This window comes from Streptomyces sp. NPDC060064, from assembly GCF_042736455.1.
Classification (GTDB): domain Bacteria; phylum Actinomycetota; class Actinomycetes; order Streptomycetales; family Streptomycetaceae; genus Streptomyces.
Genome location: NZ_JBHWWF010000019.1, coordinates 119,135 through 138,793, shown reverse-complemented (window position 1 = coordinate 138,793; position 19,659 = coordinate 119,135). Strand labels below are relative to the sequence as shown.

Here is a 19,659-nt window from a genome sequence, read left to right as displayed (position 1 = left end):
GAGACTTCACGTCTCCGGGGCCTTCGGTCCGGGTGGGCGATACTGGGTTCGAACCAGTGACCTCTTCGGTGTGAACGAAGCGCTCTCCCACTGAGCTAATCGCCCGGGCACTCCGCAAACATTACCCCATGTCAGCGAGTCCCCCTGACCAGTTTCGGGTCACTCCTCGATCTTCCACGGCATGACGATCCCGAACTTCCAGACGTAGATTCCGACCAGCACGGCGATGATCACGAGACCGATCGTGGTGAGGATGATGTTCCGTCGGCGCACCCTCGGATCGAGCGCCCGCTGAGCCGCCTCGGTGACCTTTCGCTTGGTCCAGCGCAGCACGAGCTGCGCCCAGACGAACTCGGTCGCCCAGATCGCCATACCGCCGAAGATCACCAGCCAGCCGGGGCCCGGCAGCGGCAGCATCACGATGCCGGCGCCGACCACCGCGAGGCCGATCACGAAGACACCGACCTGCCAGCTCAGGTGCAGCGTCCTCGACCTCTTGATGAAGTGGGGCGCCTTCGAACCGAGGACCGGCCCCTCATCCACCTTCTCCGTCACGTCCCCCGTCGCGGGGATCGGACCCGTCGCTGCGACGGACTCTTCCCGCTCGTCACTCTCCGCATTCATGGGGCCCAACCTACCGGATTGCACCTCGTCACCGGAATGGCCCTATAACACAAAGTGACGCACCGCTGCAGGAACGGCATGAGGGATCACAAAACGGTCAGAGGGGTTTACAACGGCACCGTAGGTGGCATGTCGATTTCGCCGACGTGCGAATCCCCGAGCGCACACTGAGCGAAAGGCCCTGGCGCTTATGAACACCACGGTCAGCTGCGAGCTGCACCTGCGCCTCGTTGTATCGAGCGAGTCTTCACTGCCTGTACCCGCGGGCCTGCGGTATGACACGGCCGATCCCTATGCCGTGCACGCCACCTTCCACACCGGAGCCGAAGAGACGGTCGAATGGGTGTTCGCCCGCGATCTTCTCGCCGAGGGCCTGCACCGGCCCACCGGCACGGGTGACGTCAGAGTCTGGCCGTCGCGCAGCCATGGCCAGGGCGTCGTCTGCATCGCATTGAGCTCCCCGGAGGGCGAAGCACTGCTCGAGGCCCCGGCGCGGGCCCTGGAGTCGTTCCTGAAGCGGACCGACGCCGCGGTGCCACCGGGCACCGAGCATCGTCACTTCGATCTCGACACGGAGCTCTCGCACATCCTGGCGGAAAGCTGAGCCAGACCGAGAGCTGCACGGCGCCGTCCTACTCGGGGAGACGGCGCCGCGCGGACAGCCACATACGGCGGACACCGGCGCCGTCACCGCGGATTCCCACGCGGTGACGGCGCCGGTGCGCTCTCCGCACCAACCGCTAGAGTCAGCGCAATTCGGCGGGCACCGGCCCGCAGCACCTCAGGGAGCGAATCGTGCTGATCCCCCACGACACCCGGATCGCCCTCGACACCGTCGTCGATCTGGTGAACACCGCATCGGACGGCGAGCAGGACGACGGGCTCGCGGATGTCGCGGCGCTGTACGACTTCGTGCGGAACCACAGCGTCAGCGACGTGGGCGACCTCGGCCGGCGGGACCTGAAGGCCGTGCGGGGGGTACGGGCGCGGTTCGCGGAGATCTTCGCGGCGCCCGACAGCCGCAGCGCAGCCGAACTGGTCAATGAGCTGGTGGCGGCCGCGGGGACCACCCCGCAGCTCACCGACCACGACGGCTACGACTGGCATGTCCACTACTTCGCGCCGGGCGCCTCGGTCGCCGACCATCTCGCGGCGGACTGCGGGATGGCGCTGGCCTTCATCGTCGTGGCGGGCGAGCAGGAGCGGCTGAGGCGCTGCGAGGCGCCCGACTGCGGGCGCGCCTTCGTCGATCTTTCCCGCAATCGCTCGCGTCGCTACTGCGACAGCCGCACCTGCGGCAACCGCCTGCATGTCGCCGCGTACCGCGCGCGCCGCAAGGAAGCGGCCGGCTGAGCCTCACAGCAGAAACAGATCGTGTACCGCGGCCATGAGCAGCAGGAAGCCGATCACCGCGAGGAAGATCATCAGGGGCGGCTGGGAGAGTGCGAAGAGGCAGCCACGCGGCTCTTCGGTCGGTGCGGGGGCCTCGCCCCGGGAGGTATCGAGCATCTCGGGGTGATGATGGCGCAGAGCGGCCTGCCATGATCGACCAACACGCCCCGCGACTGCGGGAGTTCATCAGATCCGCATTTCCGGCCATGGCCGGATACATCAGATGCCGTGCTTCTTCAGGATCGCCTCGATATCGCTGAAGTCCTCGCCGGAACCGGCGGCCTTCGGCTTCGCCTTGGGCTGGGCCACCGGACGGCTGCCCGTCCCGAGCGTGGGCGCGGACGCCGCGGGGGCGACAGCTTCCTGCCGTGCCGCCCTGGCGGCGGCCTTGCGTTCCTTGCGGGTCCCGCCGCCGCGCCGCTCGACGGCCCGGGTGGTCATGAAGAGCAGCCAGGCGCCGCCGAGCAGACCGAAGCCGAGCCACGCCGACGGGCTGAAGGCGGTGTCGACGGCCCATGCGACCACGCCGGTCAGCGCCAGACCCACGGGGATCAGGGAGTAGGCAGCTATCCGGGTCGCCGCGAGGAAACGCCTGCGGTACGCCGTAACGGCGGCGATGCCCAGGCCCGCCGCAGACACCGCGGAACAAATGGTCTCGGCAAGCATCCGGTCCTCCAGGCTTCGGCGGGCATGTGCGGGTACGTCCCTTCCCATCGTGCACCGTCGGGTGGTGTCCGGGCCACGGCCGGGAACGAGCTCAGGGAGATCTCCGGGACGCCCTCCTCCCCAGGTCCCGGTTGGGGCAGCGACGAACGGGCTGGGAGACTGGTCCCATGAGCGATTCCACCACCGCCCGCCCCGTCGTGCTCGACGTCTGGTGCGAGCTCCAGTGCCCCGACTGCCGCAGCGCCCTGGTGGACCTGCGGGCCCTGCGCGAGCGCTACGGCGACCGGCTCGAACTGCGGCTGCGCCACTTCCCGCTCGAGAAGCACAAGCACGCATTCGCCGCCGCCCAGGCCGCGGAGGAGGCGGCCGAGCAGGGTACGACCTGGCCGTATGTCGAGGCGGTGCTGGAGCGCACCGACCAGCTCGCGGCGAAGGGCGAGCCCTTCCTGCTGGAGGTGGCGCGCGAACTGGGTCTGGACGCCGATGAGTTCGACACGGCGCTGATCGACGGCCGGCACATCCTCACCGTCGACGCCGACCAGGCCGAGGGCAAGGCCATCGGTGTGACGGGAACTCCGACGTATGTCATCGACGGCGAGCGTCTCGACGGCGGCAAGAGCCAGCAGGGGCTGCGGGCACGCATCGAGGAGATCACCGACCGGCTGCTCACCGGCTCCGGGTCCAACTCCTAGAGCAGCGGCTTGAAGAGGTTGACAGCGGTCGTTTCGTAGCCGAGCGACTCGTAGAGGCTGATGGCCGGGGTGTTGCCGGCGAAGACATGCAGTGCGAGCAGACGCATCCCGGCGTCGAGCGAGACGCGCTCGGCGAGCAGCATCAGGGAGCGCCCGTGGCCCTGTCCCCGATGTCCGTCGACGACTTGGACGTCGTACACGAACGACGCCTGCTCGCCGAAGCGCGCCTCGCGCCGCCCGACGAAGAGGTGGCCCACGATCACGCCGTCATGGACCAGGAGACTGAGCGAGGTCCCCGGGGTGGCGAGGCCGTCGGGCAGGCTCCGGCGGTGGTCGGCCTCGGACTTGGCACGCGCCTCCTCGGCCGGCAGGCCGCGGTCGATCCAGCTCTGTGCGTAGCTCTCGACGGCCTGAGCCCGCCACTGGGCGAACTCCGCCTCGCTCATCGGACGGCCTTCGACGTGCGCGGGCAGAGCGGGCGGCTCCGCGGGAAGCACCTTGCTCATATTGCGGCTGCGTTCTGTGTAGCCGAGTGCGCTTGTCAGCCGCCGCGCGGCGGTGGCGTCGGGCGGTACGGATGTCAGTACCTGGGTGCAGCCCCAGCCGCGCAGCACCTCTTCGGCGGCGAGGGCGGCGACGGTCCCGCGTCCGCGCCGCCGGTCAGCCTCGTCGATCCGCAGCGAGCGTATGGCGCCGGCCTTGGAGCTGAGCGCCGGGAAGGTGGCGATCTCTGTCCTGCCGACGGGACGGCCGTTCACGCAGACCTCGTACACGCGTGACTTCGCGCCGTCGGCCTCGTGCTGAATCGGCCCGGTCGGCCGCAGGGTGGTGGTCATCAGGGGTGTTCTACCCGCCTGTGAGGCCACCCGTCACGAGGTTTTACGGAGCCTTCGGATCCGGGTCGGCGGCCGAGCGCTCCTCGAAGATCCGCATGGCCTTGGCGGTCGCCGGCCCCGGCGCCTCCGCGATCCGGCGTCCGTCGATTCCGTGGACCGCCTGAACGTCGCGGAGAGTGGAGGTCAGGAAGATCTCCTCGGCCCGGTCCAGTATGTCGAAGGGCAGGTCGGTCTCCTTGGCTCCCGCCCACTCGACGGTCAGTGCGCGGGTGATGCCCGCGAGGCAGCCGGAGGAGACGCGCGGGGTGAGCAGCTCGCCGTCGACCACGACGAAGACATTGGAGCCGGTGCCCTCGCAGAGCTGTCCGACGGTGTTGGCGAAGAGCGCCTCGGACGCGCCCTGCTCGCTCGCCCTGGCGAGGGCGACGACATTCTCCCCGTACGACGTCGTCTTCAGGCCGGTCAGAGCCCCGCGCTCATTGCGGGTCCAGGGGACGGTGATCACCGCGGTGGTGTCGGGGCGGCGCTTGGTCTCGCCGAGCGCGACGACCAGGGTCGGTCCTGCCGTGCCCCGGTCGGAGCCGAGGGGCGAGACTCCGCCGGTGTAGGTGATGCGCAGCCGGCCGAGCTCCATCGGATTGGCTTCCAGCACGGCGGAGCAGGCGCGGCGCACCTCGTCGTGGTCCGGCTCCGGCAGGCCGAGGCCGCGGGCCGAGCGGGTCATCCGGTCGAGGTGGAGGGTGAGCGCGAAGGGCTGCCCGTGGACAGTCTTGACGGTCTCGAATATGCCGTCACCGACGGTCAGCCCGTGGTCGAACACGGACACCCTGGCGTCCTCGGCATCCGTGAGTCCGCCATTGACCCAAAGCTTCATCGAGCTGTCCTTCCGCTTGCCTCGTACACCCCGGACGCTACCTTGAGCAGCCGGGAGGCCTTCAGCTCGGTCTCCTCCCACTCGCGCTCGGGGTCGGATCCCCAGGTGATACCGGCACCGGTGCCGAAGCGGAGGACCGGTCCCGCGAGGTCGTGACGGTCGATCCAGAAGGTACGTATGCCGACGGCGAGCTCGCCCGTTCCGCGGTCGGCGTCGACCCAGCCGATACCTCCACAGTACGGGCCACGGGGCGCTGTCTCCAGCGCCTCAATGATCTTCAGCGCACTGGACTTGGGCGCCCCGGTCACCGAGCCCGGCGGGAAGGTCGCCGTCAGCAGTTCCTGCCAGCCCGCCTTGGGGGTCAGCTCGCCGCGCACGGTGGAGACGAGATGGACGAGCCCGGGGTGCGGCTCGACCGCGCACAGTGCGGGGACGGTCACGGTGCCCGTGGCACAGACCCGCCCCAGGTCGTTGCGGACCAGGTCCACGATCATCACATTCTCCGCGTGGTCCTTCTCCAGCAGGTCCGCGGCGGTGCGGCCGGTGCCCTTGATCGGCCCGGACTCGACGGTGCGCCCGTCGCGCCGCAGATACAGCTCGGGCGAGGCGGTGGCGATCTCCACGCCGTGCCCGGGCAGCCGGATCGTTCCTGCGTACGGGGCGGGGTTGCCGCGCGCCAGGAGTGCGGTGAGGGCGTCGACGTCGGCGGCGGCCGGGTCGGGCAGCGGCGCGGACAGGACGCGGCACAGGTTCGCCTGGTAGACCTCGCCGGCCGCGATGTGCTCGCGGATGCGGCGTACGCCCGCGGCGTAGGCGGCCCGGTCCAGCGAGGACGTCCAGTCGCCGGCGGCCGGGCCGCGCCACTGCCCCGGCACGGGCTCGGGCACCGGCTCCGTACGCACATCGCCGAAGCGGGCGCAGGTCAGACGGCCCTCGAAGTCCGCGGCGACGGCCCAGAAGCCGGCCGAGTCGAGGGCTTCGGGGTCGCTGGTGACGTCCCGCAGGTCTGAAGCGACGAGGGAGCCGAAGCGGGCCAAAGGAGCAAGGTCGTGCACGTCTGTGAGTCTAGGGCGGACACCGATGACCTGCTGCGGCGTGAACACACCTCAGCACGCTGCGGAAACGCGTTTTTGTGCTGGCCCAGGAATCCGCTAGAGTTCAACACGTCGCCGGGACGCGCAGGTGAACCGGAACCGACAAGCGGACGTGGCTCAGTTGGTAGAGCATCACCTTGCCAAGGTGAGGGTCGCGAGTTCGAATCTCGTCGTCCGCTCGAAGGGGATCTTCCCGAACCCCTGCACTCCGGGTGGAGTGGCCGAGAGGCGAGGCAACGGCCTGCAAAGCCGTCTACACGGGTTCAAATCCCGTCTCCACCTCCAAGGACGATTAGCTCAGCGGGAGAGCGCTTCCCTGACACGGAAGAGGTCACTGGTTCAATCCCAGTATCGTCCACTGGATCCGTATGGATTCTTCGCGCGATTAGCTCAGCGGGAGAGCGCTTCCCTGACACGGAAGAGGTCACTGGTTCAATCCCAGTATCGCGCACGCAGTACCACGCAAGATCGTCCCGCGCGATTAGCTCAGCGGGAGAGCGCTTCCCTGACACGGAAGAGGTCACTGGTTCAATCCCAGTATCGCGCACCAGCCAGAACCCCCGGCCGTCTCGACGGCCGGGGGTTCTGTCGTTGCGCTGCGGGCCTCTCACCGTGTGACGAAACGCCTCCCACCCGGTGAAGAGCCGAGTGGCCTTCCGTGATCATGCGGGCCCGGCGATCCGGACTCCGGGCCCGCAACAGGTTCAGGAGCCGCTCAGGAGGAGAAGAGCATCCGGCCGAAGCTCTTCTGGCGGTAGTGCCCGCCATGGTGTCCGCCGTGGTGCGGAGCGCCCCAGGCGGGGGCGGGTGCGGCCGGGTAGGCCTGCGGGGCCGGCGGCGGGGGCGGGGCCTGCTGCGTCCACTGCGACTCGAGGCGGGTCAGGGACTCCAGCTCGCCGTAGTCCAGGAATATCCCCCGGCAGCCGCTGCACTGCTCGATCTGGACGCCATTGCGGTTGTACGTATGCATCGCTGCATGGCACTTGGGACACTGCATGGTCTGCTCAGCTCCTCGCCGTTCGGTCGGCATCGCCGGGATGAATGCCCGGTGATGAGGAGTTCAGACTACGACGGAGACTCGAACTCCAACTCGGGCGGGAGAGCCGCAATTCGGGCACAGGCGTCGATCATGGTCTGCTCGACCTCGTCCAGGTCGCGGTGCTCGGCCGCGGATTTCGCGAGGGCCAGGGCGGCGGTCTGGACGGTCAGGGCGCGGGCCGGCACGTCGAGTTGGGGCCAGGGGTCGCCGTCGCCGGTGACGGCCGGGCCGTCTGCCGCCGTGTAGGCGCCGAGGAATCGCTGCCAGATCTCCGGGGGCAGCAGTCCGGCCGCGTACCAGGCGGCGGGACGGGCCAGGTCCCAGGCCGGATCGCCCAGGCCCAGATCGTCGACGTCGATCAGCAGCCAGGGGCCGGCCGGGGCGGGGTGGCGTACGAGCTGGCCGAGGTGGAGGTCGCCGTGGCAGAGGGTGCCGGTCCGGGGCGAAGGAGCCTCGTTGCGGGCCCAGGCGGGGAGCCGGTCCCAGGCACGCTGGACGGTGGCGGCCGCCGGATGATGCGCGGCCGCCGCCCGCATCCGCGCATGGGCCAGGGCGGCCTTGGCGGGGCCGCGCATGGGTGGGAGGGGCGCGGGGAGTACGGCGGGCCCGATGGAGTGCAGCCGGGCGAGGAGGACCGCGGCGTCCTCCCAGGGCGCGGCGTCGGGGTCCGCGGGATCGACGGGGACGCCGTAGGGCCAGGCGGTGACGGGCCTGCCGCGTACGTCCCGCACGTGGAGCGGGAGCGGGGGCAGCAGGATGCCGGCGAGGCGCGGGTGGGCCGCGACGGCGAGCCGGACGCGGTGTCCGTCCAGGTCGGTGCCGGGAGCGTGGGCCTTGGCGACGGCGTCCCCGTGCCGTACGACGGCGCCGTCGGCCCGGTCGGCGAGGACGGACTCGTCCCGCCCGCAAGCCCGGCACGCCTGCCGCGGCGCGGGCAGGTGCGCGGCGTCACGTGCGACGTCGGCGAGCGCGCGTACGACGGATGCGGTCACGGTCTCCCCCGGATGCGGTGCGGTCTGGCGGGAGCCTACGCGGAACCGGGTGTCTGTCGCCGAAGTGCCGATGGAGGCAGGGGGCTCCCGGCTGAGCCCGGGCAGCGCGATGGCCGGTCAGCTCCCCAGCTGACCGGCCAAACGCTGCCGTCCGCCGCACCCCCGTCCCCACGGGGTTGTTGGCCGGATGTCCCCGACCCGGACCGCTCTTCCGGGTCCGGGGCGCCGCTCAGCGCCCCAGCATCACGCCCACGGACGACGCTTGTGTGACCACCGCATCCCAGCCGCCGAAGACGACCACCAGCAGTGCCGCCAGAGGAAGAACCATGGCCGTCGCCACCAGCGGGTGGCGCGTACCGGACGGGCGGCCGCCGAACGCGGCGAAAGCCTTGCGTCCCTGCATGCGGATCATCGTCCGCGAAGCCGTGTCCGCCATGGTCCCTCTCCTGTCGTATGTGGCAGCGGCGGGTGTCTGACCTCGGGGGACGAGTGCTGCACCCGCCGCTTGACTCAACATTAGGGAAGCGACAAGGCCCGGGCGTCATGCCCGCGTACCGATTGACGGGCCTCCCGGAGGATGAGCCACCACCCGGCGACGTACTCCCCAGGGTGGAGACGCGGCCCTAGGACTTGGGGTCTTCCCGGAGGGGTCGCTCCGAGACGTCCTCCCGAGGCACCGGCTGCTCGACCAGAGCCAGCACCCGGGTGGCCATGAAGCGGGCCGTCCGCACCACCGATCCACTGCGGGTGACTTCGCTCACTTCGACCACCCCTCTGCGCACCGCCGTCTCGACCCGGCGGCCCGCCCGGCTTGCCACCACTTCGTACGTACGAGTCGTGTCACCCGCGTCCACGACTATCTCCACGCGGTCCCCCTTCATCGATCCAATCCCCCTTCTGCGACGGACCTTTGAGATCTCGCACGGGTCAGGGGCGGTGTATCCGCAGGCCCCTGACCACTCTTCAAGTTTCCCACCCGGCACTGACAATCGATCGGGCCGTGAGGGCGCGGCCTATGAGCACACCGGGGCAGGGGTACGTAAGCTGTGCCACGTCAAACGGACGACCGGGCAGCGGGGATGGACATGGCGATGATGCGGCTCCGGCGCGAGGACCCGCGTGTCGTCGGCTCGTTCAGGCTTCACCGGCGCCTCGGTGCGGGTGGCATGGGCGTCGTCTACCTGGGCTCCGACCGCCGCGGCCAGCGCGTCGCCCTCAAGGTGATCCGGCCGGATCTGGCCGAGGACCAGGAGTTCAGGTCGCGGTTCGCGCGAGAGGTTTCGGCCGCGCGGCGGATCCGCGGCGGCTGTACGGCACGGCTGGTGGCAGCCGATCTCGAGGCGGAGCGCCCGTGGTTCGCCACCCAGTACGTCCCCGGTCCTTCGCTGCACGACAAGGTCGCCGAGGAAGGCCCGCTGCAGGCGGCCGAGGTGGCCGCGATCGGTGCGGCGCTCTCGGAAGGCCTGGTCGCGGTGCACGAGGCCGGCGTCGTGCACCGGGACCTGAAGCCGTCGAACATCCTGCTCTCCCCCAAGGGCCCCAGGATCATCGACTTCGGCATCGCCTGGGCGACCGGCGCGAGCACGCTCACCCATGTCGGCACGGCGGTGGGCTCCCCGGGGTTCCTCGCGCCCGAGCAGGTGCGCGGCGCGGCGGTCACTCCGGCCACGGACGTCTTCGCGCTGGGTGCCACTCTTGCGTACGCCGCGACCGCGGACTCCCCGTTCGGGCACGGCAGTTCGGAGGTCATGCTCTACCGGGTGGTGCACGAGGAGCCGCAGCTGTACGGGGTTCCGGACGCGCTGGCTCCGCTCGTACAGGCCTGTCTGGCGAAGGATCCCGAGGAGCGGCCCAGCACGCTGCAGCTGTCGATGCGGCTCAAGGAGATCGCGGCCCGGGAGGCCAACGGGCTGCCGGAGGCCCGGCCGCCGGCCCAGCGCGTGCGTATCGAGGAGGACCGTACGACTTCGCGCTACCCGGAGCGCACGGAGCGTTCGGAGCGGACCGAACGTCTGGAGCGGCGCACGGCGGGCACGTCCGTGCCGCGTCCGCAGCCCTCGCGCACCGGGGGTACGCGCCCCCAGCCGTCCCGCAACACCTCCCGGACAAACGGCCGTCAGGGCACCAGGCCCGGTACCCGGCCGACGTCGGCCGGGCGGCGGCCCGCCAACCCGCGGCTGCTGCGGCAGCGGATCATCGTGTTCTTCGTCGTGACGCTGATCGTGGCCCTGGGTATCGCCGCGGCCCAGCAGCTCTAGCTGTTGTGGCTGCTCGGGCTGCTCGGGGGCTGCTCGGGCTGTTGTGGCTGCCCGGGTTCAGGACTGCGGGCGACCCGTCGCCACGGCGTAGAACGCGACTGCGGCAGCCGCGCCCACATTGAGCGAGTCCACGCCGTGTGCCATCGGGATGCGTACCCACTCGTCGGCGGCAACCAGCGCCTGGGTGGAGAGCCCGTCGCCCTCCGCGCCCAGCATCAGCGCGACGCGCTCCAGCCGGTGCGGGGCCGCCTCGTCGATGACGGAGGCCTTCTCGTCGGGGGTGAGAGCGAGGAGCTTGAAGCCCGCTTCCCGTACGGACTCCAGGCCCTTGGGCCAGGAGTCGAGGCGGGCGTACGGGACGGAGAAGACCGCGCCCATGGAGACCTTGACCGAGCGGCGGTAGAGCGGGTCCGCGCAGTCCGGGGAGAGCAGCACGGCGTCCATGCCGAGGGCGGCGGCGCTACGGAAGATCGCCCCGATATTGGTGTGGTCGTTGACCGACTCCATCACGACCACCCGGCGGGTCGTCCGGAGCAGCTCGTCGGCGGTCGGCAGCGGCTTGCGCTGCATGGAGGCGAGCGCGCCACGGTGCACGTGGTAGCCGGTGACCCGCTCGGCGACCTCCGGGCTGACGGCGTAGACCGGAGCCGGGAGTTCGTCGATGACGTCGCGCATCACATCGACCCACTTGGCGGAGAGCAGCATGGAGCGCATCTCGTAACCGGCGTCCTTGGCCCGTCTGATGACCTTCTCGCCCTCGGCGATGAACAGGCCTTCGACGGGCTCGCGCTTGCGCCGGAGTTCGACGTCGGTCAGGCCCGTGTAGTCGCGCAGGCGCGGGTCGTCGGGATCCTCGACAGTGATGAGATCAGCCACAGGGTGATACTGCCTTCTCCGGGGTGCGGTGCCAACGGCTGGGGCCGAGTTGGGTTACCGCTGGTTACTTTGTTCCTACGGTGACCACGTCACCGATGACGATGACGGCCGGGGGCCGTACGTCCGCGGCCCTGGCCGTCTCGGCGACGGTCCCGAGGGTGGCGTCGACGCGTCGCTGGGAGGCGGTCGTGCCCTCCTGGACCAGGGCGACGGGGGTCTCGGGGGCCTTGCCGTGGGCGACAAGGGTCTGTGCGATCGCGCCGATCTTGTCGACGCCCATGAGGACGACCAGCGTGCCGCGGAGCTTGGCGAGGGACGGCCAGTCGACGAGCGAACGCTCGTCGTCGGGGGCGACATGGCCGCTGACGACGGTGAACTCGTGGGCCACTCCGCGGTGGGTGACGGGGATTCCGGCGGCGCCGGGGACGGAGATCGAGCTGGAGATACCAGGCACGACGGTGCAGGCGATGCCGGCCTCGGCGAGGGCCTGGGCCTCTTCCATGCCGCGGCCGAAGACGAAGGGGTCCCCGCCCTTGAGGCGTACGACCGCCTTGCCGGCCTTGGCGTGCTCGATCAGGGCGTTGTTGATGGCCTCCTGGGCCATGTAGCGGCCGTACGGGATCTTCGCTGCGTCGATCACCTCGACGTGCGGCGGGAGTTCGTCGAGGAGGTCGCGGGGGCCGAGGCGGTCGGCGATGACGACGTCGGCCTCGGCGAGGAGGCGGCGACCGCGGACGGTGATCAGGTCGGGGTCACCGGGACCACCGCCGACGAGAGCGACGCCCGGGGTGCGGGTGCGGTGGTGGGGGGCGGCGAGGGTGCCGTCGCGCAGGCCCTCGACGATGGCGTCGCGGAGCGCGGCGGAACGGCGGGGGTCGCGGCCGGACACCTCAGTGGTGAGGACGGCGACGGTCACGCCTTCGGAACGGCCGGTTGCCGGGGTCCAGGCGGTGGCGGCGCCGGCGTCGTCGGAGCGTACGCACCAGGTGCGGGTGCGCTCGGCCTCGGCGGAGGCGGCGTTGTTCGCTTCGGCGTCGGAGGTGGCGACGAGGGCGTACCAGGTGTCGGCGAGGTCGCCGTCGGCGTAGGCGCGCTTGATCCAGCGGATCTCGCCGGCTTCGGCCATCGCCTCGACGGAGGGCGTCGCGGACGGCGATACGAGAACGATGTCGGCACCGGCCGCGATAAGCGCGGGCAGCCGGCGCTGGGCGACCTGGCCGCCGCCGATGACGACGACGCGCCGCCCGGAGAGGCGGAGTCCGACGGGATAGGCGGGGTGCGCGGCGTGCTCGGCCATGACGGTACGGGCTCCTCGGGCGGGACGTGCGTGGTACGGGTCCGCTGCGGCGCTGAAGCGGCTGGTGGGCGGGGTGTCAGCGCCCGCGGACCAGCTTACGGGGCGGGGGGTGCGGGGGCAGGCCCGGGAGACTTTCCTTACCCCGCCCCGTGCGCCCCGTCCGCCCCGTCCGCCCCCGGCCCTTCCGGAGCCGGGGACGGGCCCCGAGGCCGGTTCGGCCCCCGGCGGACGGTTGCGCAGGTCGGCGCCCCGGATTCCCGGCGCCCCCAACCCCGTGCCGCGACCCGTTACTTCGTCGCGACCCGTTACTTCTCCGTCACGCCCGCCGAGTCGAACGTTGCCACCTCGTGCATCGCCCTGGCCGCGCTCTGGACCACCGGGAGCGCCAGCAGCGCGCCCGTGCCCTCGCCGAGGCGAAGGTCCAGGTCCACCAGGGGGCGCAGGCCCAGTTTGTTGAGGGCCGCCACGTGGCCCGGCTCTGCGCTGCGGTGGCCCGCGATGCAGGCCGCCAGGGCCTCGGGCGCGATCGCACGGGCCACCAGTGCCGCCGCGCCCGCCGAGACTCCGTCCAGCACCACCGGCGTACGCAGCGACGCGCCGCCCAGGATGAAGCCGACCAGCGCCGCGTGCTCCAGCCCGCCGACTGCCGAGAGCACGCCGATCGGGTCCGCCGGGTCCGGCGCGTGCAGTTCCAGCGCGCGGCGCACGACGTCGACCTTGCGCGCGTGCATCTCGTCGTTGATGCCGGTACCGCGGCCCGTGATCTCGCCCGGGTCGATCTCCGTGTACACGGAGATCAGCGCCGCCGAGACCGTCGTGTTGGCGATGCCCATCTCACCGGTGAGCAGCGCCTTGTTCCCCGCGGCCACCAAGTCCCGCGCCGTCTCGATACCGACCTCGACCGCTGAGAGGACCTCCTCGCGGCTCAGCGCGAGACCGGTCGTGAAGTCGGCCGTACCCGGCCTGACCTTGCGCGGCAGCAGACCCGGCGTGGCGGGAAGGTCCCCGGCCACACCCACGTCGATGACGCAGACCTCGGCGCCGACCTGGTTGGCGAATGCGTTGCACACCGCCCCGCCGCCAAGGAAGTTGGCGACCATCTGGGCCGTCACCTCCTGCGGCCAGGCGGTGACCCCCTGCGCGTGCACCCCGTGGTCACCCGCGAAGATCGCGACCGCCGCGGGCTCCGGGATCGGCGGCGGGCACATCCGGGACAGGCCGCTCAGCTGGGCGGAGATGATCTCCAGCATGCCGAGCGCTCCGGCCGGCTTGGTCATCCGCTTCTGCCGCTCCCACGCCTCGCCGAGCGCCTTCGCGTCCAGCGGACGGATGTTGGAGACGGTCTCCTGGAGCAGATCGTGCGGCTCCTCGCCGGGCAGGGCACGGCGGCCGTACGTCTCCTCGTGCACGACCCAGGACAGCGGCCGACGCTTGGACCAGCCCGCCTGCATCAGCTCGGGCTCCTCCGGGAACTCGTCGACGTAACCGACACAGAGGTACGCCACGACTTCGAGGTGCTCCGGCAGACCCAGCGCGCGCACCATCTCGCGCTCGTCGAAGAAGCTGACCCAGCCGACGCCGAGGCCTTCGGCCCGGGCTGCGAGCCAGAGATTCTCGACGGCGAGGGCCGAGGAGTACGGGGCCATCTGCGGCTGGGTGTGCCGGCCGAGGGTGTGGCGGCCGCCGCGCGTCGGGTCGGCGGTGACCACGATGTTCACCGGGGTGTCGAGGATCGCCTCGATCTTCAGTTCCTTGAACTGCTTGGCCCGGCCCTTCGGCAGGGACTTGGCGTACGCCTCCCGCTGGCGCTGCGCCAGTTCGTGCATCGTCCGCCGGGTCTCGGCCGAGCGGATGACGACGAAGTCCCAGGGCTGCGAGTGGCCGACGCTGGGGGCTGTGTGCGCGGCCTCGAGCACGCGCAGCAGCACCTCGTGCGGGATGGGGTCGGAACGGAAGCCGTTGCGGATGTCCCGGCGCTCGCGCATCACGCGGAGTACGGCTTCGCGCTCGGCGTCGTCATAGCCGGGTGCGGGCGCGGTCCCGGCAGCGGCCGCTGCGGGGACCGGCTCCGGCTCGGGTGCGGGCGCGGGCTCCTCGGCCTCGACGACCTCAGCCACGTCGATCACCTCGATCACCTCGGGAGCCGACTCGGGCTCGGGCTCGATCACGGGAGCCGGCTGGGCAGCGGTCTCCGCGGACACTTCCTGGGGCACGTCCCAGCCACCGTCACGCGGCGCCGGCACCTTCGCCACGGCTTGCGGCTCCGGTACGGGTACCGATACCGGTTCCACTACGGCTTCCGCTTCCTGCACAGGCACGGGCACAGGCACGGGCTCGGGCTCGGCCGCCGGTTCGACCTCCGGCTCGGGCTCGGGCGCGGACTCCTGCTGCACCATCTCCGGCTGCACGAGCACGTCGACCGGCGTGGGCGCCAGGTGGGGCGTGGTGGGGAGCGATCCGTCGACCGGGACGAACTGTCCGACGGACGTCGGCTCCGGCTCCGGCTCGGCGACCGGGGCAGGGTCCGGGACGGGTGCCGGAACAGGGTCCGGGACCGGCGCCGGAACAGCCTCGGCCTCGGCGACAAACGGAACAGGCTCCGGGACGACCGTTTCTGCTGGGACGACAGAGGGAATTTGGGGCTGCGGAGGCTGAGGGTCCCAAGGGGCTCCGGCCTGCGGGGGGATCTCGCCCAGCTGCGGCCCCGGCAGCATTGCCGACCCGTCGCGCGGGATGTCGAGGTACTCCACGCCCGTCGTGGGCGACCCGGAGTTGGGCACGGACACGGCGTGTGGCGGCGTTGCACCCGCCGGTCCGCGGTCGGCGAGGGAGCGCACCACGCCGCCCGAGGTGTCGGGCACCGGCGGGCCCATGTGCAGCGGCCGCCGCGCGGGCGGCGGAGTCGGCGTGGCTGAGGTGGGCGGGATACGTACGCCATTGAGGTCGACCGAACCGGAGTCACGGCCACCGGCCTCATGCGCGCCCGGCTCGGACAGCGGCGGAACCTGTGCGACCGGTGCGACCGGGACGAAGGGCTCGGCCACGGGGACGGGCTGTTCCTCCGCGAAGGCCGGAGCGACCGGTTCCGCCATCGCCGCGGGCTCTGCAAGCCCCGGCGCCAGAAATTCCTGAGCCACGAAATCCTGAGCGACGAATTCCTGACCCACGAACTCCTGACCCGCAGGCATCTGCACCGGCGCGGCCACCTCGACATGCTGCTCGGAACCCAGGTGCTCGGAAACCTGCTGCTCAAAGACCTGATGCTCAAAAAACTGCTGCCCGGCAGCCATATGCTCAGGCACCGGCGTCTGATCCACCGGCACAGCCACAGGCGCGAGCCCACCCACAACGTGCCCGGGTGCCGGAGCCATCGGCATCTGCGCGACCGGCGCCTGAGCCACCGGCCCCTGCGCCCCCATGCCCGGCGGCACCGGCGCCGCGCCCGGCTGCGGGTCGCTCCACGCGCCCTGCGCACCCGGCATCAGCAGCAGATCGTCCTCTTCGGGACCGTTCTCGGAGGGGCCCAGGAAGGTGTACGCGCCAGCAGCGGGGATACCCGGCTGCTCCACCATGCCTGCGTTCTCCGGCAGCCCCTCGCCCGGGACCTGGCCGGTGTCAGTCATGCGTACCCCTCGCCCATCGCTTGTGCTCCTTCGCCCATCGCCCGGGGCACCCGACCACGGCACACCTGACGCCCGTCAACAAGAACGAGCGTGAGCTCCGCGCGGCACGTTCGGCCCACGGACACCAAGCATTCTCGCGGCCGTTTCGCCGCCGCGGCAGGGAGATCCGCCACGGTCCGATGTGGGCTGCGCCACGTTGCGCTTCCCCCGGTTCCGACGTACCACATACGGGAGCCAAAGGGACCCCCTTTTCCGGACATTGACGAACGAAGCGACGAACGGCCGGGCGCGGTACAACGATCGGCCAGCCTACATCGCGCGGTGCGGCGGCGGGGTCACGGGGCGCGGTCCGGCTGGCGGCCGGAGAGCAGAAAGACGACGGAGCGCTCCCGCTCCGCCCATGCCACGGTGTCCAGTTCGACGGACTGCAGAAGCGCGCACTCGACGGCGTAGCCACCGGCCGCCAGTGCCGCGCCGATCGCCTCGGCCTCGTCCCGGGTCGAGGCATGGGACACGATGCGCTGCGGCCGCCGGTCGGCACAGGCGGTCACCACCGGCACTCCCCCGCCCCCGATCCGTACGACATCGGGCTCGGGCAGCCGCTCCAGCACATGCGGCGCACGGCCCTGGACGACCTGGAGCTGGACCCCGGAGCTCCGTGCCGTGGCGGCGATACGGTCGCAGGCGGCCCGGTCGGCGTCGACGGCGATCACCGCGGCTCCGAAGCGGGCTGCCTCGGCCGCGAGAGCACCGCTGCCGGAGCCGATGTCCCACACCAGGTCGCCGATACGCGGTCCCAGGCGGGCCAGCTGTGCGGCGCGCAGCTGCACCGACTCGCCCTCACCGACGGCACCGGCCCCGGGCTCCGGCGGCAGCGCCCAGCCCCGTACCGCCGGCGGATAGCCGGGGTCGCGGCCGGCGATCCAGCCGCTGCCCGGCACGGCCGCGCTCGCGGCTCCGCCGATGACGATGACGACATTGGGGTCGCGCCAGACGTGGTCGGCCGCCTTGTCGGAGGTGAGGACGGTGACCTGCTCACGGTCGGTGCCGAGTTCCTCGCAGATGACGAAGGTGCGGTGGACGCCTTCGAGGAGCAGGGCGAGTTCCGCGGGACCGGCGCCCGGGGAGGTGAGGACGGCCACTTTGGAGTGCGCCCGGCACACATTGACGGCGCGGCGCAGCGTACGGCGGTGGGCGACGACGATCTGTGCGTCGTCCCACGGCATTCCGGCCCGGGCGAAGGCGGTGGCCACGGAGGAGACCGCGGGGACGACCTCGACCTCGAGGCCGTGCTCCGGCGCGCGCAGGGTGCGTACGACCCCGAAGAAGCCCGGGTCGCCGTCGGCGAGGACGACGGCGCTGCCGCGGTGGCCGGCGATCCGGCGGGCGGCGAGGTCGACGCTGCCGAGCCGGATGCGCTCGGCGCCCCGCGGCACCTCGGGCAGCGCCAGATGGTGCGCGGCTCCGGCCACCAAAGTGGCGGCGGAGAGGGCGGACCTGGCCGCGGCGGTGAGGGGCGAACCGTCCCAGCCGATCACCGTGACGCGGTCGGCCATCGTCGTCAGTCTCCTGGTGTTGTCGCAGGTCGGGGCAGCCCGCAGGGGCGGGCATGGCGAGACTACCCGGAGCGGGCGATGATCGGCTGTGACGGCTGCGTCAGTTCCAGTCGATGAAGCCGTCAGTTCCAGTCGGTGAAGGAGGCGTAGCCCGCGTCCGCCATCCGGTCCGGGACGCCCTCGAGGTCCTCGGGCAGCAGACTCCAGACGATCAGATCGGTGCGGATATCGGCCCAGCCGCCGTCCTCCGTCTGCGTACGCGCTATCCAGGCATTCCGCAGCACTCCCTCACTGATGCAGCCGATCTTCTGCGCGACCTGCTGGGACGCGGTGTTGTCGGCGGCCGTGCGCAGCTCGATGCGCTCGAACTGCTGGACGCGGAAGAGCCACTGGGCGACGGCCAGCACCGATTCGGTGGCGTAGCCCTCGCCGCGCGCCCAGGGGGCGGTCACGTAGGCGACCTCAGTGGCGAGTGTGCGCCAGTTGGTGTTGTGCAGATGGATGGTTCCCACGAGCCGCTGGGTGAGGAACTCCGTGACGGCCAGGACTATGCCGCGTCCTTCGGTGCGCTCTGCAGGAGCGATCCTGCGCACCCAATCCTCGGCGTCCGCCGCCGTGTACGGCTGCGGAACCGAGGTCCAGGCGGTGACCAGCTCGTCGTTCATCATCTCGGTGTGCGCCGGGATGTCGGCTTCTTCGAAGGGGCGCAGCACCAACCGCTCCGTGCTGATGGACACGTCCGGGAAGGTGGTAGTCATGCGCAGCTCCATGCCGAAGACCGTCGTAAGGGCCGTAGCCGTAAAGGCACAGCATGCAGCATCGGGTGGCGGATGTGCATGGCCGGGTGATGAGTACCACGAGGCCCCGCCCACCTGTTGCGGTGCGCGGGGCCTCGTCCAAAGGGCTTGCTGCGGGCGTTACTTGACGGCGCCGAAGGCCGGGACGACCGAGCCCGCGTACGTGTCCTCGATGAACTTCTTCACCTCGGGGGAGTTGAGGAGCTTCGCGAGCTTCTGCACGCGGGCGTCCTTCTCGTTGCCCTCCTTGACGGCGAGGAAGTTGGCGTAGGGGTTGCCCTCCGCCTTCTCCAGCGCAAGGGAGTCCTTGGCGGGCTTGAGGTCGGCCTCGATGGCGTAATTGCCGTTGATGACCGCGGCGTCGACGTCGTTCAGGGCGCGGGGCAGCGTGGCGGCCTCGATCTCCTTGAACTCCAGGCCCTTCTTGTCCTGGATGTCGGAGAGCTTGGCGCCCGAGCCGACACCGGACTTGAGGGTGATCAGACCGTTGTCCGCGAGGAGCTTGAGCGCGCGGCCCTCGTTGGTGGTGTCGTTCGGTACGGCAACGGTCTGCCCGGACTTGAGGTCCTTGAGGTCCTTGACCTTCTTCGAGTAGAGGCCCAGCGGCTCCAGGTGAACGTTGACGACCGGAACGATGTGGGTCTTGTTCTTCTTGTTGAAGTCGTCCAGGTACGGCTTGTGCTGGAAGAAGTTGGCGTCGACCTGTCCGCTCTCGGTGGCGGTGTTCGGCAGGACGTAGTCCGTGAACTCCTTGACCTCGAGGTTGAGTCCGGCCTTCTTCGCCAGCTTGTCCTTGACGAAGTTGAGGATGTCGGCGTGCGGCGTCGGGGACGCGGCGACGACCAGCGCCTTGGACTCGTCGCCCTTGGCTCCGGAGCCGGACTTGGCGCCCGGGTCGGAGGCGGTGCCGCAGGCGGTCAGGCCGAGAGCGAGGGCGGCGGTGGCGGCGGCAGCCGCGGTGAGCTTGATGTTCTTACGCACGAAAAGTGCCTCTTTCTGGTGGTGCGGAACGTTGCCCGGACAAGGAGTGCGGGCTTCTTGGA

20 protein-coding genes and 6 tRNA genes are annotated in these 19,659 nt (G+C 70.9%); 9 read left to right on the top strand and 17 right to left on the bottom strand.

Annotation, left to right across the window (positions count from 1 at the left end):
* Nucleotides 1–33: 33 nt before the first annotated feature.
* Together ACFWDI_RS23120 and ACFWDI_RS23115 are read right to left on the bottom strand one after the other, a co-directional pair.
* Nucleotides 34–105: transfer RNA gene (locus ACFWDI_RS23120), tRNA-Val, on the bottom strand.
* 54 nt (nt 106–159) lie between these two features.
* On the bottom strand, nt 160–624 hold the full coding sequence (locus tag ACFWDI_RS23115) for a TIGR02611 family protein (RefSeq protein WP_385306436.1): 465 nt from the start codon (nt 622–624) through the stop codon (nt 160–162).
* Between the two features lie 190 nt (nt 625–814).
* On the opposite strand from ACFWDI_RS23115, the gene ACFWDI_RS23110 reads away from it, so the two are divergent.
* Entirely contained in the window at nt 815–1,228 is a 414-nt protein-coding gene (locus ACFWDI_RS23110) for an SsgA family sporulation/cell division regulator (protein ID WP_003959770.1), read from the top strand.
* A 191-nt stretch (nt 1,229–1,419) separates the two neighbouring features.
* A complete protein-coding gene (locus ACFWDI_RS23105) occupies nt 1,420–1,977 on the top strand; it encodes a CGNR zinc finger domain-containing protein (RefSeq protein ID WP_385306434.1) in 558 nt (185 codons plus the stop codon).
* A 3-nt stretch (nt 1,978–1,980) separates the two neighbouring features.
* Here the strand turns inward: ACFWDI_RS23105 and ACFWDI_RS23100 are convergent, their stop codons facing one another.
* A complete protein-coding gene (locus tag ACFWDI_RS23100) occupies nt 1,981–2,133 on the bottom strand; it encodes a hypothetical protein (RefSeq protein WP_186357054.1) in 153 nt (50 codons plus the stop codon).
* Between the two features lie 102 nt (nt 2,134–2,235).
* Nucleotides 2,236–2,682 carry a hypothetical protein gene (locus ACFWDI_RS23095; RefSeq protein ID WP_385306433.1) on the bottom strand — a complete coding sequence of 149 codons (447 nt, stop codon included), beginning with the start codon at nt 2,680–2,682 and terminating at the stop codon, nt 2,236–2,238.
* Between the two features lie 167 nt (nt 2,683–2,849).
* Between ACFWDI_RS23095 and ACFWDI_RS23090 the strand changes: the two genes are divergently transcribed.
* Nucleotides 2,850–3,374: a DsbA family protein gene (locus ACFWDI_RS23090; RefSeq protein ID WP_385306432.1), complete on the top strand. Its 525-nt coding sequence runs from the start codon at nt 2,850–2,852 to the stop codon at nt 3,372–3,374.
* On the opposite strand, the gene ACFWDI_RS23085 is transcribed toward ACFWDI_RS23090, so the two are convergent.
* The 3 genes from ACFWDI_RS23085 to ACFWDI_RS23075 are packed head-to-tail and all read right to left on the bottom strand — an operon-like array spanning nt 3,371 to nt 6,139.
* Nucleotides 3,371–4,210: a GNAT family N-acetyltransferase gene (locus tag ACFWDI_RS23085; RefSeq protein ID WP_385306431.1), complete on the bottom strand. Its 840-nt coding sequence runs from the start codon at nt 4,208–4,210 to the stop codon at nt 3,371–3,373. The two genes, ACFWDI_RS23090 and ACFWDI_RS23085, sit on opposite strands and share 4 nt — an antisense overlap.
* A gap of 43 nt (nt 4,211–4,253) precedes the next feature.
* On the bottom strand, nt 4,254–5,084 hold the full coding sequence (locus ACFWDI_RS23080) for an aminotransferase class IV (protein WP_385306430.1): 831 nt from the start codon (nt 5,082–5,084) through the stop codon (nt 4,254–4,256).
* Nucleotides 5,081–6,139, bottom strand: coding sequence for a chorismate-binding protein (locus ACFWDI_RS23075; RefSeq protein WP_385306429.1), 1,059 nt, complete (start codon nt 6,137–6,139; stop codon nt 5,081–5,083). Before ACFWDI_RS23075 ends, ACFWDI_RS23080 begins: the two co-directional genes overlap by 4 nt.
* 145 nt (nt 6,140–6,284) lie before the next feature.
* Between ACFWDI_RS23075 and ACFWDI_RS23070 the strand changes: the two genes are divergently transcribed.
* From ACFWDI_RS23070 to ACFWDI_RS23050, 5 genes are all read left to right on the top strand, one after another.
* Nucleotides 6,285–6,357 (top strand) — tRNA-Gly (locus ACFWDI_RS23070).
* Nucleotides 6,358–6,389: 32 nt separating this feature from the next.
* Nucleotides 6,390–6,463, top strand: a tRNA-Cys gene (locus ACFWDI_RS23065).
* Between the two features lies 1 nt (nt 6,464).
* Nucleotides 6,465–6,536: transfer RNA gene (locus ACFWDI_RS23060), tRNA-Val, on the top strand.
* Nucleotides 6,537–6,557: 21 nt separating this feature from the next.
* A tRNA-Val gene (locus ACFWDI_RS23055) sits at nt 6,558–6,629 on the top strand.
* A 24-nt stretch (nt 6,630–6,653) separates the two neighbouring features.
* Nucleotides 6,654–6,728, top strand: a tRNA-Val gene (locus ACFWDI_RS23050).
* Between the two features lie 165 nt (nt 6,729–6,893).
* On the opposite strand, the gene ACFWDI_RS23045 is transcribed toward ACFWDI_RS23050, so the two are convergent.
* The 4 genes from ACFWDI_RS23045 to ACFWDI_RS23030 form a co-directional block, all read right to left on the bottom strand.
* Nucleotides 6,894–7,175, bottom strand: coding sequence for a zf-TFIIB domain-containing protein (locus ACFWDI_RS23045; RefSeq protein ID WP_362679323.1), 282 nt, complete (start codon nt 7,173–7,175; stop codon nt 6,894–6,896).
* 68 nt (nt 7,176–7,243) lie between these two features.
* Nucleotides 7,244–8,209 (bottom strand): phosphotransferase family protein, encoded by a 966-nt coding sequence (locus tag ACFWDI_RS23040; RefSeq protein WP_385306427.1) that lies wholly within the window; start codon nt 8,207–8,209, stop codon nt 7,244–7,246.
* 229 nt (nt 8,210–8,438) lie between these two features.
* Complete coding sequence (locus ACFWDI_RS23035) at nt 8,439–8,645, bottom strand: hypothetical protein (protein WP_327322338.1); 207 nt, start codon at nt 8,643–8,645, stop codon at nt 8,439–8,441.
* A 187-nt stretch (nt 8,646–8,832) separates the two neighbouring features.
* A complete protein-coding gene (locus ACFWDI_RS23030; protein WP_385306426.1) occupies nt 8,833–9,090 on the bottom strand; it encodes a hypothetical protein in 258 nt (85 codons plus the stop codon).
* Nucleotides 9,091–9,294: 204 nt separating this feature from the next.
* On the opposite strand from ACFWDI_RS23030, the gene ACFWDI_RS23025 reads away from it, so the two are divergent.
* Nucleotides 9,295–10,467 carry a serine/threonine-protein kinase gene (locus ACFWDI_RS23025; protein ID WP_385306492.1) on the top strand — a complete coding sequence of 391 codons (1,173 nt, stop codon included), beginning with the start codon at nt 9,295–9,297 and terminating at the stop codon, nt 10,465–10,467.
* Between the two features lie 57 nt (nt 10,468–10,524).
* On the opposite strand, the gene ACFWDI_RS23020 is transcribed toward ACFWDI_RS23025, so the two are convergent.
* The 6 genes from ACFWDI_RS23020 to ACFWDI_RS22995 form a co-directional block, all read right to left on the bottom strand.
* Nucleotides 10,525–11,343 (bottom strand): TrmH family RNA methyltransferase, encoded by an 819-nt coding sequence (locus tag ACFWDI_RS23020; protein ID WP_385306425.1) that lies wholly within the window; start codon nt 11,341–11,343, stop codon nt 10,525–10,527.
* Nucleotides 11,344–11,407: 64 nt separating this feature from the next.
* On the bottom strand, nt 11,408–12,640 hold the full coding sequence (cobA, locus tag ACFWDI_RS23015) for a uroporphyrinogen-III C-methyltransferase (protein WP_385306424.1): 1,233 nt from the start codon (nt 12,638–12,640) through the stop codon (nt 11,408–11,410).
* Between the two features lie 305 nt (nt 12,641–12,945).
* Nucleotides 12,946–16,263, bottom strand: coding sequence for a nicotinate-nucleotide--dimethylbenzimidazole phosphoribosyltransferase (cobT, locus tag ACFWDI_RS23010; protein ID WP_385306423.1), 3,318 nt, complete (start codon nt 16,261–16,263; stop codon nt 12,946–12,948).
* Between the two features lie 335 nt (nt 16,264–16,598).
* The gene (cbiE, locus tag ACFWDI_RS23005) at nt 16,599–17,819 is read right to left on the bottom strand and encodes a precorrin-6y C5,15-methyltransferase (decarboxylating) subunit CbiE (protein WP_385306422.1); all 1,221 of its coding nucleotides are present in this window, start codon (nt 17,817–17,819) and stop codon (nt 16,599–16,601) included.
* A 122-nt stretch (nt 17,820–17,941) separates the two neighbouring features.
* Nucleotides 17,942–18,589 carry a GNAT family N-acetyltransferase gene (locus ACFWDI_RS23000; RefSeq protein WP_385306421.1) on the bottom strand — a complete coding sequence of 216 codons (648 nt, stop codon included), beginning with the start codon at nt 18,587–18,589 and terminating at the stop codon, nt 17,942–17,944.
* A gap of 147 nt (nt 18,590–18,736) precedes the next feature.
* Complete coding sequence (locus ACFWDI_RS22995) at nt 18,737–19,597, bottom strand: MetQ/NlpA family ABC transporter substrate-binding protein (RefSeq protein WP_385306420.1); 861 nt, start codon at nt 19,595–19,597, stop codon at nt 18,737–18,739.
* Nucleotides 19,598–19,659 lie beyond the last annotated feature (62 nt).

Bases quoted from the DNA above. Each gene is read 5' to 3' on its own strand.
- ACFWDI_RS23115 (WP_385306436.1), bottom strand. From the start codon at position 624: ATGAATGCGGAGAGTGACGAGCGGGAAGAGTCCGTCGCAGCGACGGGT.
- ACFWDI_RS23110 (WP_003959770.1), top strand. From the start codon at position 815: ATGAACACCACGGTCAGCTGCGAGCTGCACCTGCGCCTCGTTGTATCG.
- ACFWDI_RS23100 (WP_186357054.1), bottom strand. From the start codon at position 2,133: ATGCTCGATACCTCCCGGGGCGAGGCCCCCGCACCGACCGAAGAGCCG.
- ACFWDI_RS23095 (WP_385306433.1), bottom strand. From the start codon at position 2,682: ATGCTTGCCGAGACCATTTGTTCCGCGGTGTCTGCGGCGGGCCTGGGC.
- ACFWDI_RS23090 (WP_385306432.1), top strand. From the start codon at position 2,850: ATGAGCGATTCCACCACCGCCCGCCCCGTCGTGCTCGACGTCTGGTGC.
- ACFWDI_RS23085 (WP_385306431.1), bottom strand. From the start codon at position 4,210: ATGACCACCACCCTGCGGCCGACCGGGCCGATTCAGCACGAGGCCGAC.
- ACFWDI_RS23080 (WP_385306430.1), bottom strand. From the start codon at position 5,084: ATGAAGCTTTGGGTCAATGGCGGACTCACGGATGCCGAGGACGCCAGG.
- ACFWDI_RS23045 (WP_362679323.1), bottom strand. From the start codon at position 7,175: ATGCAGTGTCCCAAGTGCCATGCAGCGATGCATACGTACAACCGCAAT.
- ACFWDI_RS23035 (WP_327322338.1), bottom strand. From the start codon at position 8,645: ATGGCGGACACGGCTTCGCGGACGATGATCCGCATGCAGGGACGCAAG.
- ACFWDI_RS23030 (WP_385306426.1), bottom strand. From the start codon at position 9,090: ATGAAGGGGGACCGCGTGGAGATAGTCGTGGACGCGGGTGACACGACT.
- ACFWDI_RS23025 (WP_385306492.1), top strand. From the start codon at position 9,295: ATGGCGATGATGCGGCTCCGGCGCGAGGACCCGCGTGTCGTCGGCTCG.
- cobA (WP_385306424.1), bottom strand. From the start codon at position 12,640: ATGGCCGAGCACGCCGCGCACCCCGCCTATCCCGTCGGACTCCGCCTC.
- cobT (WP_385306423.1), bottom strand. From the start codon at position 16,263: ATGACTGACACCGGCCAGGTCCCGGGCGAGGGGCTGCCGGAGAACGCA.
- cbiE (WP_385306422.1), bottom strand. From the start codon at position 17,819: ATGGCCGACCGCGTCACGGTGATCGGCTGGGACGGTTCGCCCCTCACC.
- ACFWDI_RS23000 (WP_385306421.1), bottom strand. From the start codon at position 18,589: ATGGAGCTGCGCATGACTACCACCTTCCCGGACGTGTCCATCAGCACG.